The organism is Nocardiopsis sp. LDBS0036 (assembly GCF_041228755.1).
Lineage (GTDB): Bacteria > Actinomycetota > Actinomycetes > Streptosporangiales > Streptosporangiaceae > Nocardiopsis > Nocardiopsis dassonvillei.
The window spans coordinates 478,616-495,880 of record NZ_CP141103.1 but is presented as its reverse complement, the minus strand read 5'-3'; the positions used below and the strand labels follow the sequence as shown (position 1 = coordinate 495,880).

The window sequence follows — 17,265 nt, the reverse complement described above, 5'->3', positions numbered from 1 at the left end:
CCCGCGATCAGCCCCAGCCGGTGCCGGGCATGCCGGACATACCGGCCATGCTGGGCATGCTGGGCAACAGGCCACCCGAACCGACGCTCTGGAGCTCCTGCTCGACCGTGCTCACCACTGAGCAGCTGCTGCCCTCGACCTTCGCACCGGGCGAGAGCAGCACCAGGGGGCTGCCGCAGGAGGGTTCCGTGGTGGGCTCGGCGGTGGCCTCGTCGGCCAGGGCGGGGGCGCCGGCCAGCCCGGCCAGGGCCAGGGCGGCGGCCGCGGTGAGGGCGGCACGCGTCAGTGTCATGGGCACGGGGAGGGTTCTTCCTTCTCGGATGGAGGCCCGCGGACGGGCCAGGGCGACGGAACACATCCAGTGTTTACCAAGAGTAGTTATATTGCAACTCTTGGTAACTACACGTAGCGGCCAACCGAGCCGGAAAAGGGAAAAGCCCCCGCGCGACCGGGTCGCGCGGGGGCTCCCGCGTCTCGCCGGACCCTCTCGAATCCCCCGATAGCGGAGGTCCGGCGCGGGCCGGTCGCGCCCACCCCCGTAGGCGCCCGACCCCGCACCCGCGCCGTGTCCCCCGGACCTCGTGGCCTTGACGGCCGCCCCCGTGGTCCGCGGGGTGCGCAGGTGCACACCCTCCTGTCTACCCGGCCTGCCTCGGGTAAACATGGGCCCGCCCCGCCACCCGCCGTGATCGGCGGGCGCCACGAGCCCCGATACCGCCCCACCAGGGACAACGTCTCCCGGTGGATCACACACATTCCACGGCGCGTCCCGTTCGCGCGCCGGTACGCGTCACCGCCTCCGGGACGACACACCCAGCGTTCTGGACCAGCGCGCGCCCGTGCGCTTCGTCACGGTCTCCTCACCCCCACTGGACTTTGTCCTACACTGAGCCCCGTGTCCGATAAAGCCCGCTTCCTGCGCATGGTGCTCATCTCCATGTCGCTGACGAGCACCGACGACGGACTCTGTCGCCGCCGGTGCCGCGACGGCGTGCGCTGACCGGGCCCCGTCCCCCTCCCCCTGCGCGCGGTCTCCTCCGCGCCCGGCGTCCCCGCGGTACCGGTGTCCCCGTCCCCGTTCGGCCACGGCCGACACCCGCTCCGTCACCGTTTGGACAGCTGCCCCGTGACCACTCACCCCTCCGCGCCTCCCGGCGCCACCGAACCCGCCCCCGCGGGCACCGCACCGGACGCCGCCGCGCCCGTCTCGCCCGCCCTGTCCCTGAGCTGGCGGCCGACCCTGTCCGTGCCGCAGCCCCGCGCGGCCGAGGCCGAACCGGTCCGCTGGTGGCCGCTCGGCATCGCCCTGGCCGTGGCCGTGGGCCTGGCCGCCTACGTGTGGAACACCCACGGCGCGCTGCCCGCCGTCCTGCTGCTCCTGGGCACGGGCCTGGGCTTCACCCTGTTCCACTCCCGGTTCGGCTTCACCTCCGCCTGGCGGCAGTTCCTCGCCGTGGGCAACGGCACCGGCCTGCGCGCGCACGCCGTGCTGCTGGGCACCACCGCGACCCTGTTCGCGCTGGTCATCGGCACCGGAACCGGGTTGTTCGGCAACGACCCGCAGGCCTCGGCCGGACCCATCGGCATCGCCCTGTTCCTGGGCGCGTTCCTGTTCGGCATCGGCATGCAGCTGGGTGGCGCCTGCGCCTCGGGCACGCTCTTCGCGGTCGGCTCCGGCCAGTCGGCCATCGTCATCACCCTCGTCGGCTTCATCGCGGGATCGGTGATCTACAGCGCCGCGTGGCCGCTGGTCAACGACCTGCCCGCGCTGCCGCCGTTCCTGCTCTCCGACCACGTGGGATGGGGCGGATCCTGGGCGATCACCATCGCCGTGCTCGCGGCCGTGGTCGTGGGCACCCGCGTCGTGCAGAACCGCCGCGTCCCGCCGCCCGTGGGCACGCCGCCCTCGGCGCGGGGCCTGCTGCGCGTGGTCCGGGGCAGCTGGCCCATGATCGCCGGGGCCCTGGTGCTGTCGGTGCTCGGCGCGGCGGTGCTGCTGGTCTCCGGCGGCGCCTGGGGCGTCACCTCCGCCTTCAACCTGTGGGGCGCCAAGGCGCTCCAGCTGCTGGGCGCGCACCCCGAGACCTGGGCGTTCTGGAACCAGCCCCAGCAGGCCGCGCAGCTCGCCGGTCCGGTGCTCCAGGACAAGACCAGCCTGACCAACATCGGCATCATCCTGGGCGCCGCCGTGGCCGCGGCCGCCGCCGGGGCGTGGAAGCTCCACACCGGCCTGAGCTGGAAGCTCGTCGCCGCCGGGCTCCTGGGCGGCATCCTCATGGGCATCGGCGCCCGGCTGGCGGGCGGCTGCAACATCGGCGCTTACCTGGCCGGAATCGGTTCGGGCAGCCTGCACGGGTGGCTGTGGGCGGTCTTCGCCCTGGCCGGGACCTGGGCGGGGCTGCGGGCCCGCAGCCTGTTCGGCCTGGGCGTGCCCAAGCCGGGCGACAGCGTCTGCTGAACCCGGGTGCCGCGGCACCGCTGACGGAGGGACGGGGAATGGACGGTGCGGAGCACGTGCACGACGTGGTGGTGGTCGGCGGCGGGCAGGCCGGGCTCGCGGCGGGGTACTTCCTGCGGCGGGCCGGGCTCGACTTCGCCGTCCTGGACGCGGGTGAGGGGCCGGGCGGGTCCTGGACGGAGTACTGGGACTCGCTGCGGCTGTTCTCCCCCGCCGAGCACAGCATGCTGCCGGGCTGGTGGATGCCAGCCGAGGAGGGGCGGGAGTACCCGAGCGCGCGGCACGTGGCCCGGTACCTGGCCGAGTACGAGCGCCGCTACGAGCTGCCCGTGCGCCGCCCGGTCCGTGTGGAGGCGGTCGAACGTGAGGACGGGGCCCTGCGCGTGCTCGCCCGGGAGGGGACCGGGCGCGGACTCCTGTCGGGGGCGCCCCGCTCCGCGGCGGAGCGGCCCGTGGACGGCGGCGGGCGGCCACCGGCCGTCCCCGGCTCCCCTGGTTCCCCCGCCCAGCGGTCCCCCCTGGTGAGCTGGCGCGCCCGCCACGTCATCAGCGCCACCGGCACCTGGCGGGCGCCCCACGTCCCCGACGTCGCGGGCCGGGGGCTGTTCGCGGGCAGGCAGCTGCACACGGTCGGCTACCGGGGGCCGGAGGAGTTCGCCGGGCAGCGGGTCGTGGTCGTGGGCGGCGGCAACTCCGCGGCCCAGATCCTCGCCGAACTGTCCGAGGTGGCCGAGACCACCTGGGCCACCGCGCGCCCGCCCCGGTTCCTGCCCGACGACCTGGACGGGCGCGCCCTGTTCGGCGTCGCCACCCGCGCGCAGCGGGCGGCGCAGCGGGGCGAGGAGGCCCCCGAGGGAGTCGGTGATCTGGGGGACATCGTGGTGGTGCCGACGGTCCGCGAGGCGCGCGAGCGCGGCGCGCTCAAGGCCGAGCCGATGTTCGACCGCCTCACCCGCACCGGTGTGGCCTGGAACGACGGCACCTCCCTGGACTGCGACGCCGTCCTGTGGTGCACGGGGTTCCGGCCGGTGCTGGACCACCTGGCCCCGCTGGGGCTGGCGGACGGCCGTGGCCGGATCGCGCTGGAGGGGACCCGCTCCGTGGCCGAACCCCGGCTGTTCCTGCTGGGCTACGGGGACTGGACCGGTGCCGCGTCGGCCACCCTCATCGGCGCAGGGCGCACGGCCAAGGCCACCGTCGCCGAGATCACCGCCGCCCTCGCCCGGCGGGAGTAGGGATCGCGGCGCTCTCCGGAAAGGGTTGGGGGCCGCTGCCCTCCCCCGGCGAACGCCGCTTTGACAGCGGCGCGCGCCAGCGGCGTGACGCCGACCAGGGCGGGGCCACCGACCCCCAGGCCGTCGCGGCCCGTGCGGGGCTCGAAGCCCCGCCGCCGGCGTGGCACCGGGCAGGAGCGGGGACGCGGACTCCGGCAGCCCGCACACCGCTGACCGCGCGCTGACCAGCGCCTACCGCTGAACGCTCACCGCTCACCGCTCACCGCTCAACCGACGATCGGCCGCTCCTCGGGCAGCTCGTACAGGCGGGGGCGGCGGCGCAGCGCCAGGGCCGAGGCCAGCGTGATCGGCCCGATCCTGCCCACGAACATCAAGAACATCAGCACCGCCTGCCCCAGCAGCGGCAGGTCGGCCGTGATGCCGGTGGACAGCCCGACCGTGGCGAAGGCCGACGTCGTCTCGAACAGGATCTGGTCCAGGGTGAACGGGGTGATCGTCATCAGGGTCAGCGTCCCCGCCAGCACCAGGCCCAGCGCCAGCAGCACCACCGTGGTCGCCTGCGAGGTGGTGCCCTCGGCCAGGCGGCGGCCCGACACGTGGACCGTGGGCTCACCGCGCACGTTGGCGTAGATCACGAAGGCCAGCACGGCGAAGGTCGTCACCTTGATGCCCCCGGCCGTGCCCGCGCTGCCTCCTCCGACGAACATCAGGATGTCGGTGACCAGCAGCGTCTGGGTGTTCATCTGACCGAAGTCGAGGCTGTTGAAGCCCGCCGTGCGCGGCATCACCGACTGGAAGAACGCGGTGAGCAGCTTTCCGCGCAGGTCGAGCCCGCCCATGGTCGCCGGGTTGGACCACTCCAGGGCCAGGAAGGCCACGAACCCCACCACGAGCAGCAGCCCCGTCATCACCAGGGTGATCTTGACGTGCAGCGTCCAGTGGCGGTGCTCGGCCCGGCGCCGGGTGAAGCGCCACAGCTCCACCCACACCGGGAAGCCGAGCCCTCCGGCCAGGACCCCCAGGGCCACCGGGACCGTGATCCACGGGTCCTCGGCGAACCCCATGAGGCTGTCGGCGTAGAGAGCGAACCCGGCGTTGTTGAAGGCCGAGACGGCGTGGAAGACGCCCGTGTAGACGGCCTCGGGGAGGGACAGCCCGTACCCCAGCCACCAGCGCAGCGTCAGCGCCACGGCCAGGGTCGTCTCGAACACCACCGTCACCACCAGGACCCCGGTGACCAATTGGCGCACCTCGCCCAGCGTGACCACCTTGGCCTCCGAGCCCGTGCGCACCGCCATCCGCAGCCCGAGCTGCCGCCCGACCACCAGGGTCAGGACGGTGGCCAGCGCCATGATGCCGAACCCGCCGACCTGGATCAGGACCAGGATCACCGCCTCGCCCAGCCCCGACCAGTAGGAGGCGGTGTCCACCACCGCCAGGCCGGTCACGCTGGCCGCCGAGGTGGCGGTGAACAGGGCCGTGTCGAAGGGTGCCCGCTCCCCGGCCTCGGTGGCGGCGGGCAGCGACAGCAGGCCCGCGCCGATCAGGATCAGGGCGGCGAAGGCCGCCGCCGTGAGCTGCGGCGGCTTGATCCACCCGGACAGGTCGCGCAGCCTCCGGTCCGCGCGGACACCGGCGCGGACCGGGATCCTCGGGACCCGTGGTGCCCGTGGGCCCGGTGGGTACTGCCCGGTTCCCGTTCTCACCGGCCGTTCTCCTGATCCTTCGGCCCGGGTTCCGGACCCTCCGTCCCGGTCTCCCGGCCCTCCGGCCCGCTCTCACGACCTTCCGCCCCGGACGCGCCCCCGGCGGCCCCTCCCTCGGCGCCGCCACCGCCCGGCCGGAACCGGTAGCCCAGCCCGGGTTCGGTGAGGAAGTAGCGCGGCCGGGGCGGGTCCGGCTCCAGGCGCTGGCGGATCTTGGTCATGAACACCCGCAGGTAGTTGGTCTCGCGCCCGTACGCGGGTCCCCACACCTCGTTGAGCAGGTGCTTGTGGGTGACCAGGCGGTCGGGGTTGCGCGCCAGGACCTCCACGATGTGCCACTGGCGCGGGGTCAGCCGCACCGGCTCGCCGCCGCGCAGGACCTGCTTGGCGGCCAGGTCCACCGTGAAGTCGGCGGTGTCCACCGCCGCCTCGTACTCGGGCACCGCGGAGCGGCGCATGGCCGCGCGCACCCGGGCGAACAGCTCGTCCATCCCGAAGGGCTTGATGACGTAGTCGTCGGCGCCCAGGTCCAGCGCCTGGACCTTCATGGGCTCGGTGTCGCGCCCCGAGAGCACGACCACCGGCACGTCCGTCCACCCGCGCAGCCCCCGCAGGACCTCCAGGCCGTCCATGCCGGACAGGCCCAGATCGAGCAGGAGCAGGTCGGGATGGTGGCGGGCCACCAGCCGCAGCGCGTGCTCACCGGTGTCGGCGAGGTAGGCGGTGTAGCCGCGGGCCCGCAGGTTCACCTCCAGCGTCCTGCGGATGAGGGGGTCGTCGTCGACGACGAGGACCGAGGGCGCTCTGTCCGCGCCGGTGCCGGTGTCCGTGTCCATACTGGTCCGTGTCTCCCCCGTTCGGACGCCCCGGACGGGGCTCCGCGCTCACGATGCCAGACGCGCCGCCCCCGCGGGTCGCCGCGGCACGGACGCCGTGTCCGCAGGTCGCGACGGCACCGGCGCCGCGACGACTCCGCGCGGTGGCGGCCGGCACGAGGGGAACGCTAACGCTCCCTTGGCAGCCCGGGGGCCGGATTTAGCGCCCTGTTAGCAGTGAAATGTCCGAAAACACCTCCGTGACCAGTCAGGATGGGGAAGCCGGAAGGGGGCACACGATGACACGCGGCCACTTGCGCGTCTACCTGGGCGCGGCGCCCGGTGTCGGCAAGACCTACCGGATGCTGGACGAGGCGCACCGGCGCCGCGACCGCGGCGCCGACGTGGTCATCGGGTTCGTGGAGAGCCGCGGCCGGGCGATGACGGAGGCGATGGTGGACGACCTGGAAACCATCCCGCGCGCCGTCCTGACCCACCGGGGAGCCCGCCTGGAGGAGATGGACCTGGACGCCGTGCTGGCCCGCCGCCCGCAGGTCGTCCTCGTGGACGACCTCGCGCACGCCAACGCCCCCGGCGCGCGCAACGCCCGACGCTGGCAGGACATCGAGGCCCTGCTGGAGGCGGGGATCACGGTGCTGTCCACACTCGACGTCCAGCACCTGGAGTCGCTCAACGACGTCGTGGAGCGCGTCACCGGCACCCGCCAGAGCGAGACCGTGCCCGACGCGTGGGTGCGCGGGGCCGACCAGATCGAACTGGTGGACATGACGCCCGAGGCCCTGCGGCGTCGGCTCGCGCACGGCAACGTCTACGGCCCCGACCGGATCGACGCCGCGCTGGGCCACCGGTTCCGGGCCGACACCCTGACCGCCCTGCGCGAGCTGGCGCTGCTGTGGCTGGCCGGGCGCGTGGACGACGAGCTCAGGCGCCACCGCGGCGAGCACCGCGCGGCCTCGGCGTGGCAGACCCGCGAACGCGTGGTCGTGGGCCTGAGCGGAGGCCCCGGCGGGGAGGCGCTCATCCGCCGGGCCGCCCGGATCGCGGGGCGCGGCAGGGGCGTCGAGCTGCTGGCCGTGCACGTGGCGCTCGGCGACGGCCCGGTGGGCGCCGACCCCGCCATGCTCGCCCGGCAGCGGGTGCTGGTGGAGGACCTGGGCGGCACCTACCACCAGGTCCTGGGCGAGGACGTACCCGCCGCGCTGACCGCGTTCGCCCAGGGGGTGGACGCCACCCAGCTGGTCCTGGGCGCGAGCGGGCGGGGCAGGCTCGCCCGCCTGCTGCGGCCGGGGGTGGGCGCGGCCACCGCGGCGCTGTCGGAGTCCATCGACGTCCACCTGGTCATCCTGGAGGAGGCCGAGCGCGGCTCCGGACGGGCCCGCTCGGGAGCGGTCTCGCGCCGCCGCAGGCTGGCGGGGTACGCGCTGGCGCTCACCGCGCTGGCGCTGCTGGTGTTCGGCACCGGCGTCCCCCACAGCGAGGAGTACCTCAGCGGCGGAATCCTGCTGGTGTTCGCCACCGTGACGGCGACGGCGCTGGTCGGCGGGCTGTGGCCCGCGCTGGCGGCGGCGTTCAGCGGGTTCGTGGTGCTCAACCTCTTCTTCACCGAGCCCTACGAGACGCTGGTGGTCAACCAGCCGGGCAACCTGCTCACCCTCGTGGTGTTCGTGTTCGTGGCCGTGGCGGTGAGCGTGGTGGTCGACAAGGCCGCCCGGCGCACCCGCGAGGCGGCGCGGGCCAGCGCCGAGGCCCAGACCCTGGCCACGGTGGCCGGAAGCGTGCTGCGGGGCTCGCGTCCCCTGGAGGCGCTGCTGGAGAGGCTGCGCGAGACCTTCTCCCTGGAGTCGGTCGCGCTGCTGGAGCGCAGGCCGCAGGCCTCCTCCCGGCCCGACCACCGCAACGACCCCGGCGCGTGGGAGGCGGTCGCCTCCGTCGGGGAGCTTCCCCACTCGGCCCCGGGCGGGGCCGACGTGGACGTCCCGGTGGACGAGGGGCTGACCCTGGTGCTGCACGGGCACCGGCCGCGCGCGGGCGAGCGGCGCATCATCGAGGCCTTCGCCGCGCAGGCCGCCGTCGCGCTGCGCCAGGAGCGGCTGGCTCAGGAGGCGGCCGCGGCCGGAACGCTGGCGGAGGCCGACCGGATGCGCACCGCGCTGCTGGCCGCGGTCAGCCACGACCTGCGGGCCCCCCTGGCCTCGGCCAAGGCGTCGGTGACCAGTCTGCGCAGCCGGGAGGTGCGCTTCAGCGAGGAGGTCCAGGCCGAACTGCTGGCCACGGCGGACGAGTCCCTGGACCGCCTGACCCGGCTGGTGACCGACCTGCTGGACATGAGCCGCCTCCAGGCGGGCGTGCTGGGCGTGACGGTCACGGGCCTGTCGCTGCGCGAGTCGGTGTTCGCGGTCCTGGACGACCTGGGCGAACAGGGGCGCGCCGTGCGGGTGCGGGTGCCCGAGGAGCTGCCGGAGGTCGCGGCCGACCCCGGCCTGCTGGAGCGGGTGCTGGCCAACGTGGTGGGCAACGCCCTGCGCTTCAGCCCGCACGACCGGCCGCCCTCGGTCACCGCCTCCTGGACGGGCGACCAGGTGGAACTGCTGGTGGCCGACCACGGGCCCGGGGTGCCCGAGCACGAGCGCGAGCGCATGTTCGTGCCCTTCCAGCGGCTCGGGGACACCGACGCGGCGACGGGGCTCGGGCTGGGCCTGGCGCTCGCGCGCGGGCTCATGGAGGCCATGGGGGGCTCGCTGCTGCCCGAGACCACCCCGGGCGGCGGTCTGACGCTGCGCCTGGTGCTGCCCGTCGCGGGAGCGGCGGGTTAGGGCGCGCGCCCCCGGGACAGCGGCGACCGGCGGCCGGTCAGGCCGGGTCCTCCCGCGTCCCCTCCGCCTTGGGGCGGGTCTCGATCTCGCGCAGGGTGACCTGGAGGTGCTCCTCCATCGCCGCCACCGCGCGGGCGGGGTCGCCGCTCAGCACCGCCTCCAGCACCTCCTCGTGCTCGGTCGCGGACACCGCCGGGTCCTGCGCCGTGGCCAGGAACCGGCGGTGGCTCTGCTCGCGGCTGTCGGCCAGGGACCGTTCGAGCGCGTCCAGGATCTGGGTGAGGCTCCGGTTGCCCGAGGCCGAGATCAGGGCCTGGTGGAAGGCGAAGTCGGTGCGCACGCGGTTGGGCACGTCCAGGGGCGCGGCGCGCATGTCGGCGATGGCCTGGCGGGCCCGGGCGATGTCCTCGCGGGTCTGCTCCTCCTCCGGTCCGGCGATGCGCTGCGCGGCCAGCCGGGCGCCGTGCACCTCCAGCGCCTTGCGGATCTCGGTGAACTCCATCAGCGCCCGGCGGTCGCGCAGCACCGACAGGGCCACGAAGTTCTCCACCGGCAGGGCGTTGGGCGAGGCGATGACCGCGGGTTTGCCCTGGCGGCGGTGGATCAGGCCCTTGGCCTCCAGGGTCCTCAGGGCCTCGCGCAGCACGACCCGGCTCACGCCGAAGCGTTCGGCGAGTTCCTTCTCCGAGGGCAGCTGGCTGCCCGGCCGCGCGTCGGGACCCACGCACAGCTCCTCCACGAAGGCGACGACCTGCGAGGTCAGCGAGTTCGGCCGGGCGTGCCGCGGCTGGGACCGGCCCGCGAGCCCTTCGCCCTGGGTTCCCGGCGACGCTGATCCCATCGTGTACGCCTCGTCCTTCGCTGGAGGGATGTGCCGACTCCCCAGCGTACAGAGACCGGAACCCGCGGGCTGACCAGCACCACCCCATTGACTACTTAGCAGCTTGTACTACAAGATGACCGCACCGGCACGGGCCCCGCGTCGTCTCGACCGCGCGGCCCTGCCGTGAGCACGCGTGCGAGCGGTGTCGCCTGCCACGGGCGACCGCCGACCGCACCGACACGAGCGCGGGCACCGCCCGCACACGGGCGGCGACGGCGGGCGCGGCGGCGGGTCGGAAACCTCCCCCCACCGCACCCGCACGAGCGCGCCCACGAGCCGACCGGAGGGCAACGGTGGACAGGTCCGACAGGGAAATCTGCATGAGCGCGTGGGAGGGGGCGGAGAACGTCCACGGCGCGGTCGCCCCTCCGGTTTTCCAGACCAGCATTTTCACCAAACCCTCGTTCGAGGCGTTCATCCAGGAGCAGGAACAGGAACACGAGAGGTACGTCTACAGCCGCGGCGCCAATCCCACGGTGGCCTTTCTGGAGGAGAGGCTGGCCCTTCTGGAGCGCGGCGAGGCCTGTAAGTGCTTCGGTTCCGGAATGGGGGCCATCAGCGCCGTCCTGATGAGCCTGCTGCGCGGCGGGGACCACATCCTCTTCGTCAACAGCACCTACGGCCCGGCCCTGGAGATGGCCGAGCACCTGCGCGGTTTCGGCATCGACCACACCGTGCTGCCCGACGGCACGTCCGACATCGAGCCCCACCTGCGCAAGAACACGGCGCTGGTCTACGTCGAGAGCCCCGGGACCATGCGGATGAAGGTCCTGGACCTGGCCGCGATCACCCGGACCGCACGGGCCAGGGGCGTCTGGACCGTGATGGACAACACCTGGTCCACGCCGCTCTTCCAGAAGCCGATCCTGGCCGGGGTGGACATCGTCATCCACTCGTGCACCAAGTACATCGGCGGTCACAGCGACGTCCTGGGCGGGGCGGTGATCGGCCCGGCCTCCTTCGTGCGCGACCTCTTCTACACGGGGTTCCAGCTCCTGGGCTCGGTCATGTCGGCCGTCGAGGCGTCGATGGTGCTGCGCGGGCTGCGGACGCTGCCGATCAGGATGGCCGAGCACGAGCGCAGCGCCGTGCGGGTCATCGACTACCTGGCGACCCGGCCCGAGGTGGCGGCGATCCACCACCCCCACCACGACCACCGGCCCGACGACCCCCTGGTCAAGGACCAGTTCAGCGGTTTCTCCGGGCTGCTCAGTTTCGACCTGAAGGACGGTTCCTTCGAGAAGGTCGCGGCCTTCATCAACCGTCTTTCGCTGTTCCGGATCGGCGCGAGCTGGGGCGGTTACGAAAGCCTGGTCACCGCTCCCGTCCGGCCCGGAAACGAGGGGGCGATGCGGGAGAGGGGATTCTCCCCCGGAATGGTCCGCCTCTCCGTGGGCCTGGAGGGGGCCGACAGCCAGATCGAGGATCTCGAAAGGGCCTTCACCGCACTGTAGAGGACCGAAAGCGGTCATCACCGAGAGGAAAGTAGATGGCTAACCCCCCGGACGAACACGTCCGCCGACCCGGCGTGGCGGCGGCGTGCGTCCCCGTGGTCATCACCGTCGCGATTCTGGTCGGCGGCATCGGCGTCCTGAAGTACCCCGCCGAGCTCATGCTCATCTTCGCGGGGGTGGTGTTCGCCCTCTTCGCGCTCTGGCACGGCGTGCGCTGGGACGACGTGCTGACGAACATGGGCGACAAGCTCAGGAGCGCCCTGCCCGCGGTCCTGATCCTGCTGAGCATCGGCATGCTCATCGGCTCGTGGATGATCGCCGGGACGATCCCCCTCATGGTCTACTACGGCCTGGAGCTCATCAACCCGTCCTACCTGTACGTGCTGGCCTTCCTGGCCACCGCGCTGGTCTCCACCTTCACCGGCACCTCCTGGGGCTCGGGCGGCACGATCGGCGTCGCCCTGATCGGGGTGGCCCAGACAATGGACGTGTCGCTGGCGATCACGGCGGGCGCGGTCGTGTCCGGCGCCTACTTCGGGGACAAGCTCTCGCCGCTGTCGGACACCACCAACATGAGCTCGCTCGCGGCGGGCGCCAACCTCTACGAGCACATCCGGCACATGCTCTACACGGCCGTGCCCTCGTCGGTGCTGGCCGCCGTCGTCTTCCTGCTCGCGGGCACCACCATCACCACCTCGTCCGCCGGTCTGGGCGGTATCGACGAGGTCGTCACCGAGCTGAACGAGCTGTTCACCCTCAACCCGCTGCTGCTGATCCCGGCGGTGGTCGTGCTCGCCGGGTCGATCATGCGCAAGCCTCCGCTGGTCGTGCTGTTCGCGTCGTCCATGACGGCGCTGCTGATCGCGCTGCTGGTCCAGGGGGCGAGCGTGGGCGACCTGTTCGCCGCGGTCGTCTCCGGCTTCACCACCGACATGCTGCCGCAGGGGGACGGGGTCTCCGACGTCCTGGCCGAGCTGGTGAACCGGGGCGGGCTGTACTCGATGTACAACTCGGCGTTCTTCGTCTTCTGCGCCTTCTTCTTCGCCTCGGCGCTGGAGAAGTCGGGCGTGCTGCGGGTCCTGCTGGAGGGGCTCATCGCCAGGCTGCGGTCCACGGGAAGCCTCATCCTCACCACCCTGCTCTCCGGCTTCACCATCATCAACGGCACCTCCAACGCGCTGGTGACCTTCTTCCTGGTCAAGGACGTCTACGGCGACGCCTACCGGGCCAGGAACCTGCACCCGGTCAATCTGTCGCGCAGCATGGAGGACTCGGTCACGATCACCGAGGTGCTGATGCCCTGGACGGTGTCGGGCGTCTTCTTCGCCACCACCCTGGGCGTGGCCAACTTCGAGTTCCTGCCGTGGGCGGTGTTCAACTGGAGCGGTTTCCTGTTCTCCGCCCTGATCGCCTTCCTCGCGCCGCTGACCCGGGGTTTCGGCATCCGCCGCCTCGAACCGGAGCGGGAGCGCTCCACGACGTGAGCCCCGCCCGGGGCGGCCACGCGAAAGGGGAGCGGAGCACGTGCGGGGCACGTGCTCCGCTCCCCTCGGACGCGAAGGCGGTCAGGTCGGCGGCCGCGGCGGGACCGGGGCTCGCGACCCTCCCCCGTCCGGCTGGTCGGGCGGGAGGCTCCCGCTGGCGGGGGGCCGTCCGCGACCGTCCGCGAAGGCGGCACCTACCGGCCCTTCTTCAGGTCCTCCTTGCCCTGGCGCAGGCGCCCCTTGGCCATCTCGGCGCGACCCTCGTTCTTCATGCGGTCGTTGCCGGTGGCCTTGCCGGTGGTCTCCTTGGCCTTGCCCTTGACCATCTCGGCCTGGCTGCGGCCCTTCTCGGTGGCGCTCACGCTCTTCCTCCTTCGGTGGTTCCCGTGAGGAGCGGCGTACTGGCCTGCGAACCGCCCCTCTCCCCGTCCCCTGCCCGAAACAAGAAACCCTAAAATCCCCGCAAAACCCTCGAAACGCTCCACGCCCGCCGTCACCACCGCTGTTCCGCCCGAACACGAACCGGGGCCGGGCCCGCGAACGCGCGTCGCCGCCCCACCTCCGCGTCCGGGGGCGGGCCGTGTTTCCAAGGCTGCGGAACCCACCGCTCCGCGTGGGGGGGGGAGCCGTCGCCCCCCATGAGGTCTACGGAGCTCCCACGACGTCCTCGGGGCGCAGGGTCTGCAGCTCCGCCACCCCGGGGACCTCCCCCGCCAGGGCCGCCGTCTCGATCCGCCGCGACTGGCGGATCACGCTCTCCTCGAACAGCTTGCGGACCTCGCGCCCGTTGCCGTCCCCGAACACCCCGGCCCGCTCGACCACCAGCGCGCCCAGCGCCCCGCGCGTCTCCTCGGACACCAGGAAGTCGCTGCCCTCGGCCATCCCGACGAAGATCCGCACCAGCTCGTCCGCGTCGTAGGGGGCGAACTCCACCGTCCCGGAGAACCGCGACTCCAGCCCCGGGTTGCTCGCCATGAACTCGCGCATCTCCCCGGTGTAACCGGCGGCGATCACCACCACCTCGTCGCGGTGGTCCTCCATCAGCTTCAGGAGCGTGTCGACGGCCTCCTGGCCGAAGTCGGAGCCGCTGCCGCCCGGCCGGGCGAGCGCGTACGCCTCGTCGATGAACAGCACGCCTCCGCGCGCCCGGTCGAACACGTCACGCGTGCGCTGGGCGGTGTGGCCCACGTACGAGCCCACCAGGTCCGCCCGGCTGGCCTCCACCACCTGCCCCTGGGCGAGCACCCCCAGGGCCGCCAGCAGTTCCCCGTAGACCCGCGCGACCGTGGTCTTGCCCGTTCCCGGAGGCCCGGCGAAGACCAGGTGTCGCGAGGGCAGCGGGGCCTCCAGCCCGGCCGCCTGCCGCCGGCGTCCGGCCGAGATCAGGTTCACCAGGTCGGCCACCTCCCGCTTCACCGCCGCCAGGCCCACCATGGCGTCCAGGCGGCGCATCAGCTCCTCGACCTGACCGGCGTCCCTGGGCCCCTCCGCGACCCTGGCGGAGAGCCCGCCGTCCACGACGTCGGCGAGGTCCTCCGGCAGGATCAGTGACAGGTCCCGCGCCGAACCGAAGTCGCCGTCGACGATCCGGGTCGCCTGGGTCTGGACGGTCTCCTCGAACACGCGGCGCGCCTCGCGCCCGTTGCCGAAGGTCTCGTCGCGCTTCTGCGCCTGGAAGTGCCGGATGAGCAGCTCCCGGGTGCCCTCCCCCAGCGTGTAGCCCTGCCTGTCCGCCATCCCCGTGAAGATGGTCGTGAGCTGTTCGGGCGAGTAGTTCTCGAACTCGACGGTGCGGGCGACCCTCGACCGCAGCCCGGGGTTGGCGTCGAGGAAGCCGCGCATCTCGCTGGAGTACCCGGCGAAGATGACGACGACCTCCTCGCGCAGGTCCTCCATGAGTTTGATGAGGGTGTCGATGGCCTCCTGGCCGAAGTCCGATCCGCTGCCGAACTTGCGGGACAGCGCGTACGCCTCGTCGACGAACAGCACACCGCCCCGGGCCCGCTCGACCACCTCGGTGACCTTGGTGCTGGTGCCGCCCAGGTGCTCGGCCACGAGGTCGGGGCGGGCGGCCTCCACGAACTGGCCGCTCCCCAGCACGCCCAGGGAGCGCAGGATCCGCCCGTAGAGCCGGGCCACGGTGGTCTTGCCGGTTCCGGGCGGCCCGGAGAAGACGAGGTGGCGGCTGACGTTGAGCGCGGGCAGCCCCGCCGCCGCACGCTTGACGCTGACCTGCTGGAAGTTGACGAGGGCGCGGACCTCCTTCTTCACCCCGTCCAGGCCCACCATGGCGTCCAGTTCGGCCAGCAGTTCCTCCAGCGGCCGCACCTCCCCCTCGGGCGCGTCCGGCACGGCCGCGCCGCCGCTGCCGGTCGCGGCCCGCGCCTGGACCCGGTCACCGCCCCCGTTCCCGGTGATCTCGGTGTCCTCGGTCTGCACGGTGGCGGTGTCCTCGGCGTCCACCCCCTCAGCGGCGTTGCCGGAGACCGTGCACCCCACCAGGCGCACCCGGCTGGTGCCGTACACGGCCAGCCCGGAGCCGTCCCCGTCACGGACCACGGTGTCCTCCAACGTGACCACGGCCCCGTTCTCCACGCCGACTCCGGCCGACGCGCACCCGCTCACCGTCGACGAGCGCAGGACCAGGCGCGACTCGCCCCCCGCGTAGACACCGTGCAGGGAACAGTCCGAGATCTGGATCCCGTCGACCTCGACCTCGGACCCTTCGTTGACGGTCAGCGCGTTGAGTCTGCTGTTGGTGACCGTCGCCGTGCTGACCGTGACCGTGCTGTCCTGCCTGACGAGGAGGCCGCCCTCGACGTCGTCCCCGGTCAGATCGGTCAGGCTTCCCCGCGCGTCGACGATGTGCACCATCGTCGGCGACTTCGAGGCGCGCAACCCGGTGACCTCGAACCTCCCCTTCTGCGCGGCGAACACGCTCCACTTCTCCCGTGCCTCCTGGGGGCTGTCACGCAGCTCGACGTCGGAGAGCGTCGTCCGGCACTCCTCGACGTAGACCCCGTTCCCATCGACACGGGCCAGGGACAGCCCCTCACCGCTGACCCTGGCCCCCTCCCCGTGGAGGCCTGTCCGGGCAACGTCCTCGATGACCAGGTCCCGGACGGTCAACGCGCCCCCGACGGTCGCCAGGGCGCTGGCCCTGGCGTTGGTGATGCGGCCGTGGGTGATGGTCAGCTCGGAGTCGTCCCAGGCGTACACGGAGTCGCCTCCGGCACGGCCGCCGTCCACCCTGAGGCGGTGGAACTCCGCCCTGGAGCGCCCGGTCACCCGTACCGGCCAGCCCCGGTCCCCGGTGATCGTCAGGTTGGTGAACTTCGGAGCGGCGGAGTCCCGCACGTGGACCGCCTGGGTCCTCTCCCCTCCGCAGTCGGTCAGGACGCAGTCGGTGACCGTGGGCGAGGCCTTGGAGATGTGCAGGGTGTGCCATGTGTCGTGGCCCCCGGTGAAGGTGGTCCGGCGGATCTCGGGGGAGCCCGGGCCCTCGACGACGAGCACGGCGTCGGTGAAACGGCAGCCGTCCACCTTGCCCGTGGAGCCGTCCATGTAGAGTCCGCCGCCCGCGAACCCGCAGTTGGTGAACTCGGCTTCGGTGTTCTTCACGTTCACTTGCGTACTCGCGGAGAAGACGCAGTCGACGGCCTTCAGGAAGGCTTCGGGGTGCACGTACACGGGCGGGTACTCGGCCGATGCGTTGCGCACGTGCACACCGTGCAGTTCCAGCCGCCCCTTGTGCACGTTGAACACGTTCGTGTCGCCCGCCGAGACCGTCACGGTGCCGGGGCCCTGGAGGGGCACCACGATGACGTGCCGGTTCACACCGATCACCTGGGGTTCGGCGTAGTGGCCCGGCTCGACGTGCAGGTACAGGTCACTTCCCGCGTACATCGGGGCCCGCAGCGCCGCGTCCAGACTGGGGAAGGCGTAGGGGTCGGTCTGCGAGATTCGGACCGTGTACATCCATCGGCTCCCGGGGGGTGAGGGCACGGCGGCGCGGACCGTGCGAGGAATACGCGGTACGTACCGTATCGGCCGGTTGTGTCGTGCGGTGCCGGCCGCGCTCTCCCGCCCGCGACTGGCCGCCTCCGGCCACGCCGGGACCATGCCGGGGCCACGCCGGGACCGCGACGGGGGAAGGCCCCCGGACCTGGCCCGGGAGGGGAACGGTACCCTCGTCGAGCCAGTCGAACTCCACCTCGTGGGGCAGGGAACCCGGTGCGAATCCGGGGCTGACGCGCAGCGGTGAGGGTGACGGGCGGGCACGCCCCGGGGACGCGGTTCCCCGGGACAGCCACTGGAGCGCACGCTCCGGGAAGGCGCTCCGCACCGGTCGATCCCGAGTCCGAAGACCTGCTGGCGCTGGCGGTGACGGGCCGCC

Annotated in this window: 10 protein-coding genes, 1 pseudogene and 1 riboswitch; of the genes and pseudogenes, 5 read left to right on the top strand and 6 right to left on the bottom strand. The window is 72.8% G+C overall.

The window, feature by feature from the left end:
* Positions 1-7 precede the first annotated feature (7 nt).
* Positions 8-292 (bottom strand): hypothetical protein, encoded by a 285-nt coding sequence (locus UIS43_RS01890; protein ID WP_013152673.1) that lies wholly within the window; start codon positions 290-292, stop codon positions 8-10.
* Between the two features lie 834 nt (positions 293-1,126).
* On the opposite strand from UIS43_RS01890, the gene UIS43_RS01885 reads away from it, so the two are divergent.
* Both UIS43_RS01885 and UIS43_RS01880 read left to right on the top strand, forming a co-directional pair.
* Complete coding sequence (locus tag UIS43_RS01885) at positions 1,127-2,458, top strand: YeeE/YedE family protein (protein WP_013152672.1); 1,332 nt, start codon at positions 1,127-1,129, stop codon at positions 2,456-2,458.
* A 38-nt stretch (positions 2,459-2,496) separates the two neighbouring features.
* Positions 2,497-3,693 carry an FAD-dependent oxidoreductase gene (locus tag UIS43_RS01880; RefSeq protein ID WP_370012247.1) on the top strand — a complete coding sequence of 399 codons (1,197 nt, stop codon included), beginning with the start codon at positions 2,497-2,499 and terminating at the stop codon, positions 3,691-3,693.
* A 266-nt stretch (positions 3,694-3,959) separates the two neighbouring features.
* Here UIS43_RS01880 and UIS43_RS01875 read toward each other — a convergent pair whose 3' ends face one another.
* Together UIS43_RS01875 and UIS43_RS01870 are read right to left on the bottom strand one after the other, a co-directional pair.
* Entirely contained in the window at positions 3,960-5,399 is a 1,440-nt protein-coding gene (locus UIS43_RS01875) for a potassium transporter TrkG (RefSeq protein ID WP_358170284.1), read from the bottom strand.
* A gap of 65 nt (positions 5,400-5,464) precedes the next feature.
* A pseudogene (locus UIS43_RS01870) lies at positions 5,465-6,235 on the bottom strand (response regulator); the annotation flags it as partial.
* Between the two features lie 278 nt (positions 6,236-6,513).
* On the opposite strand from UIS43_RS01870, the gene UIS43_RS01865 reads away from it, so the two are divergent.
* Entirely contained in the window at positions 6,514-9,048 is a 2,535-nt protein-coding gene (locus UIS43_RS01865; RefSeq protein WP_370012246.1) for a DUF4118 domain-containing protein, read from the top strand.
* A 37-nt stretch (positions 9,049-9,085) separates the two neighbouring features.
* On the opposite strand, the gene UIS43_RS01860 is transcribed toward UIS43_RS01865, so the two are convergent.
* Entirely contained in the window at positions 9,086-9,889 is an 804-nt protein-coding gene (locus tag UIS43_RS01860) for a FadR/GntR family transcriptional regulator (protein WP_013152667.1), read from the bottom strand.
* A 362-nt stretch (positions 9,890-10,251) separates the two neighbouring features.
* Between UIS43_RS01860 and UIS43_RS01855 the strand changes: the two genes are divergently transcribed.
* Both UIS43_RS01855 and nhaC read left to right on the top strand, forming a co-directional pair.
* Complete coding sequence (locus UIS43_RS01855; protein WP_370012245.1) at positions 10,252-11,385, top strand: PLP-dependent aspartate aminotransferase family protein; 1,134 nt, start codon at positions 10,252-10,254, stop codon at positions 11,383-11,385.
* Positions 11,386-11,420: 35 nt separating this feature from the next.
* On the top strand, positions 11,421-12,869 hold the full coding sequence (gene nhaC, locus UIS43_RS01850; RefSeq protein WP_358170290.1) for a Na+/H+ antiporter NhaC: 1,449 nt from the start codon (positions 11,421-11,423) through the stop codon (positions 12,867-12,869).
* A 194-nt stretch (positions 12,870-13,063) separates the two neighbouring features.
* On the opposite strand, the gene UIS43_RS01845 is transcribed toward nhaC, so the two are convergent.
* A complete protein-coding gene (locus UIS43_RS01845; RefSeq protein ID WP_013152664.1) occupies positions 13,064-13,231 on the bottom strand; it encodes a CsbD family protein in 168 nt (55 codons plus the stop codon).
* 283 nt (positions 13,232-13,514) lie between these two features.
* Positions 13,515-16,847, bottom strand: coding sequence for an AAA family ATPase (locus tag UIS43_RS01840; protein WP_370012244.1), 3,333 nt, complete (start codon positions 16,845-16,847; stop codon positions 13,515-13,517).
* 204 nt (positions 16,848-17,051) lie between these two features.
* Positions 17,052-17,260, top strand: a riboswitch (cobalamin riboswitch).
* Positions 17,261-17,265: the final 5 nt, after the last annotated feature.

Excerpts from the sequence above, each read along its gene's own strand:
- UIS43_RS01890 (WP_013152673.1), bottom strand. The coding sequence starts at position 292 with ATGACACTGACGCGTGCCGCCCTCACCGCGGCCGCCGCCCTGGCCCTG.
- UIS43_RS01880 (WP_370012247.1), top strand. The coding sequence starts at position 2,497 with ATGGACGGTGCGGAGCACGTGCACGACGTGGTGGTGGTCGGCGGCGGG.
- UIS43_RS01865 (WP_370012246.1), top strand. The coding sequence starts at position 6,514 with ATGACACGCGGCCACTTGCGCGTCTACCTGGGCGCGGCGCCCGGTGTC.
- UIS43_RS01860 (WP_013152667.1), bottom strand. The coding sequence starts at position 9,889 with ATGGGATCAGCGTCGCCGGGAACCCAGGGCGAAGGGCTCGCGGGCCGG.
- UIS43_RS01855 (WP_370012245.1), top strand. The coding sequence starts at position 10,252 with ATGAGCGCGTGGGAGGGGGCGGAGAACGTCCACGGCGCGGTCGCCCCT.
- nhaC (WP_358170290.1), top strand. The coding sequence starts at position 11,421 with ATGGCTAACCCCCCGGACGAACACGTCCGCCGACCCGGCGTGGCGGCG.
- UIS43_RS01840 (WP_370012244.1), bottom strand. The coding sequence starts at position 16,847 with ATGTACACGGTCCGAATCTCGCAGACCGACCCCTACGCCTTCCCCAGT.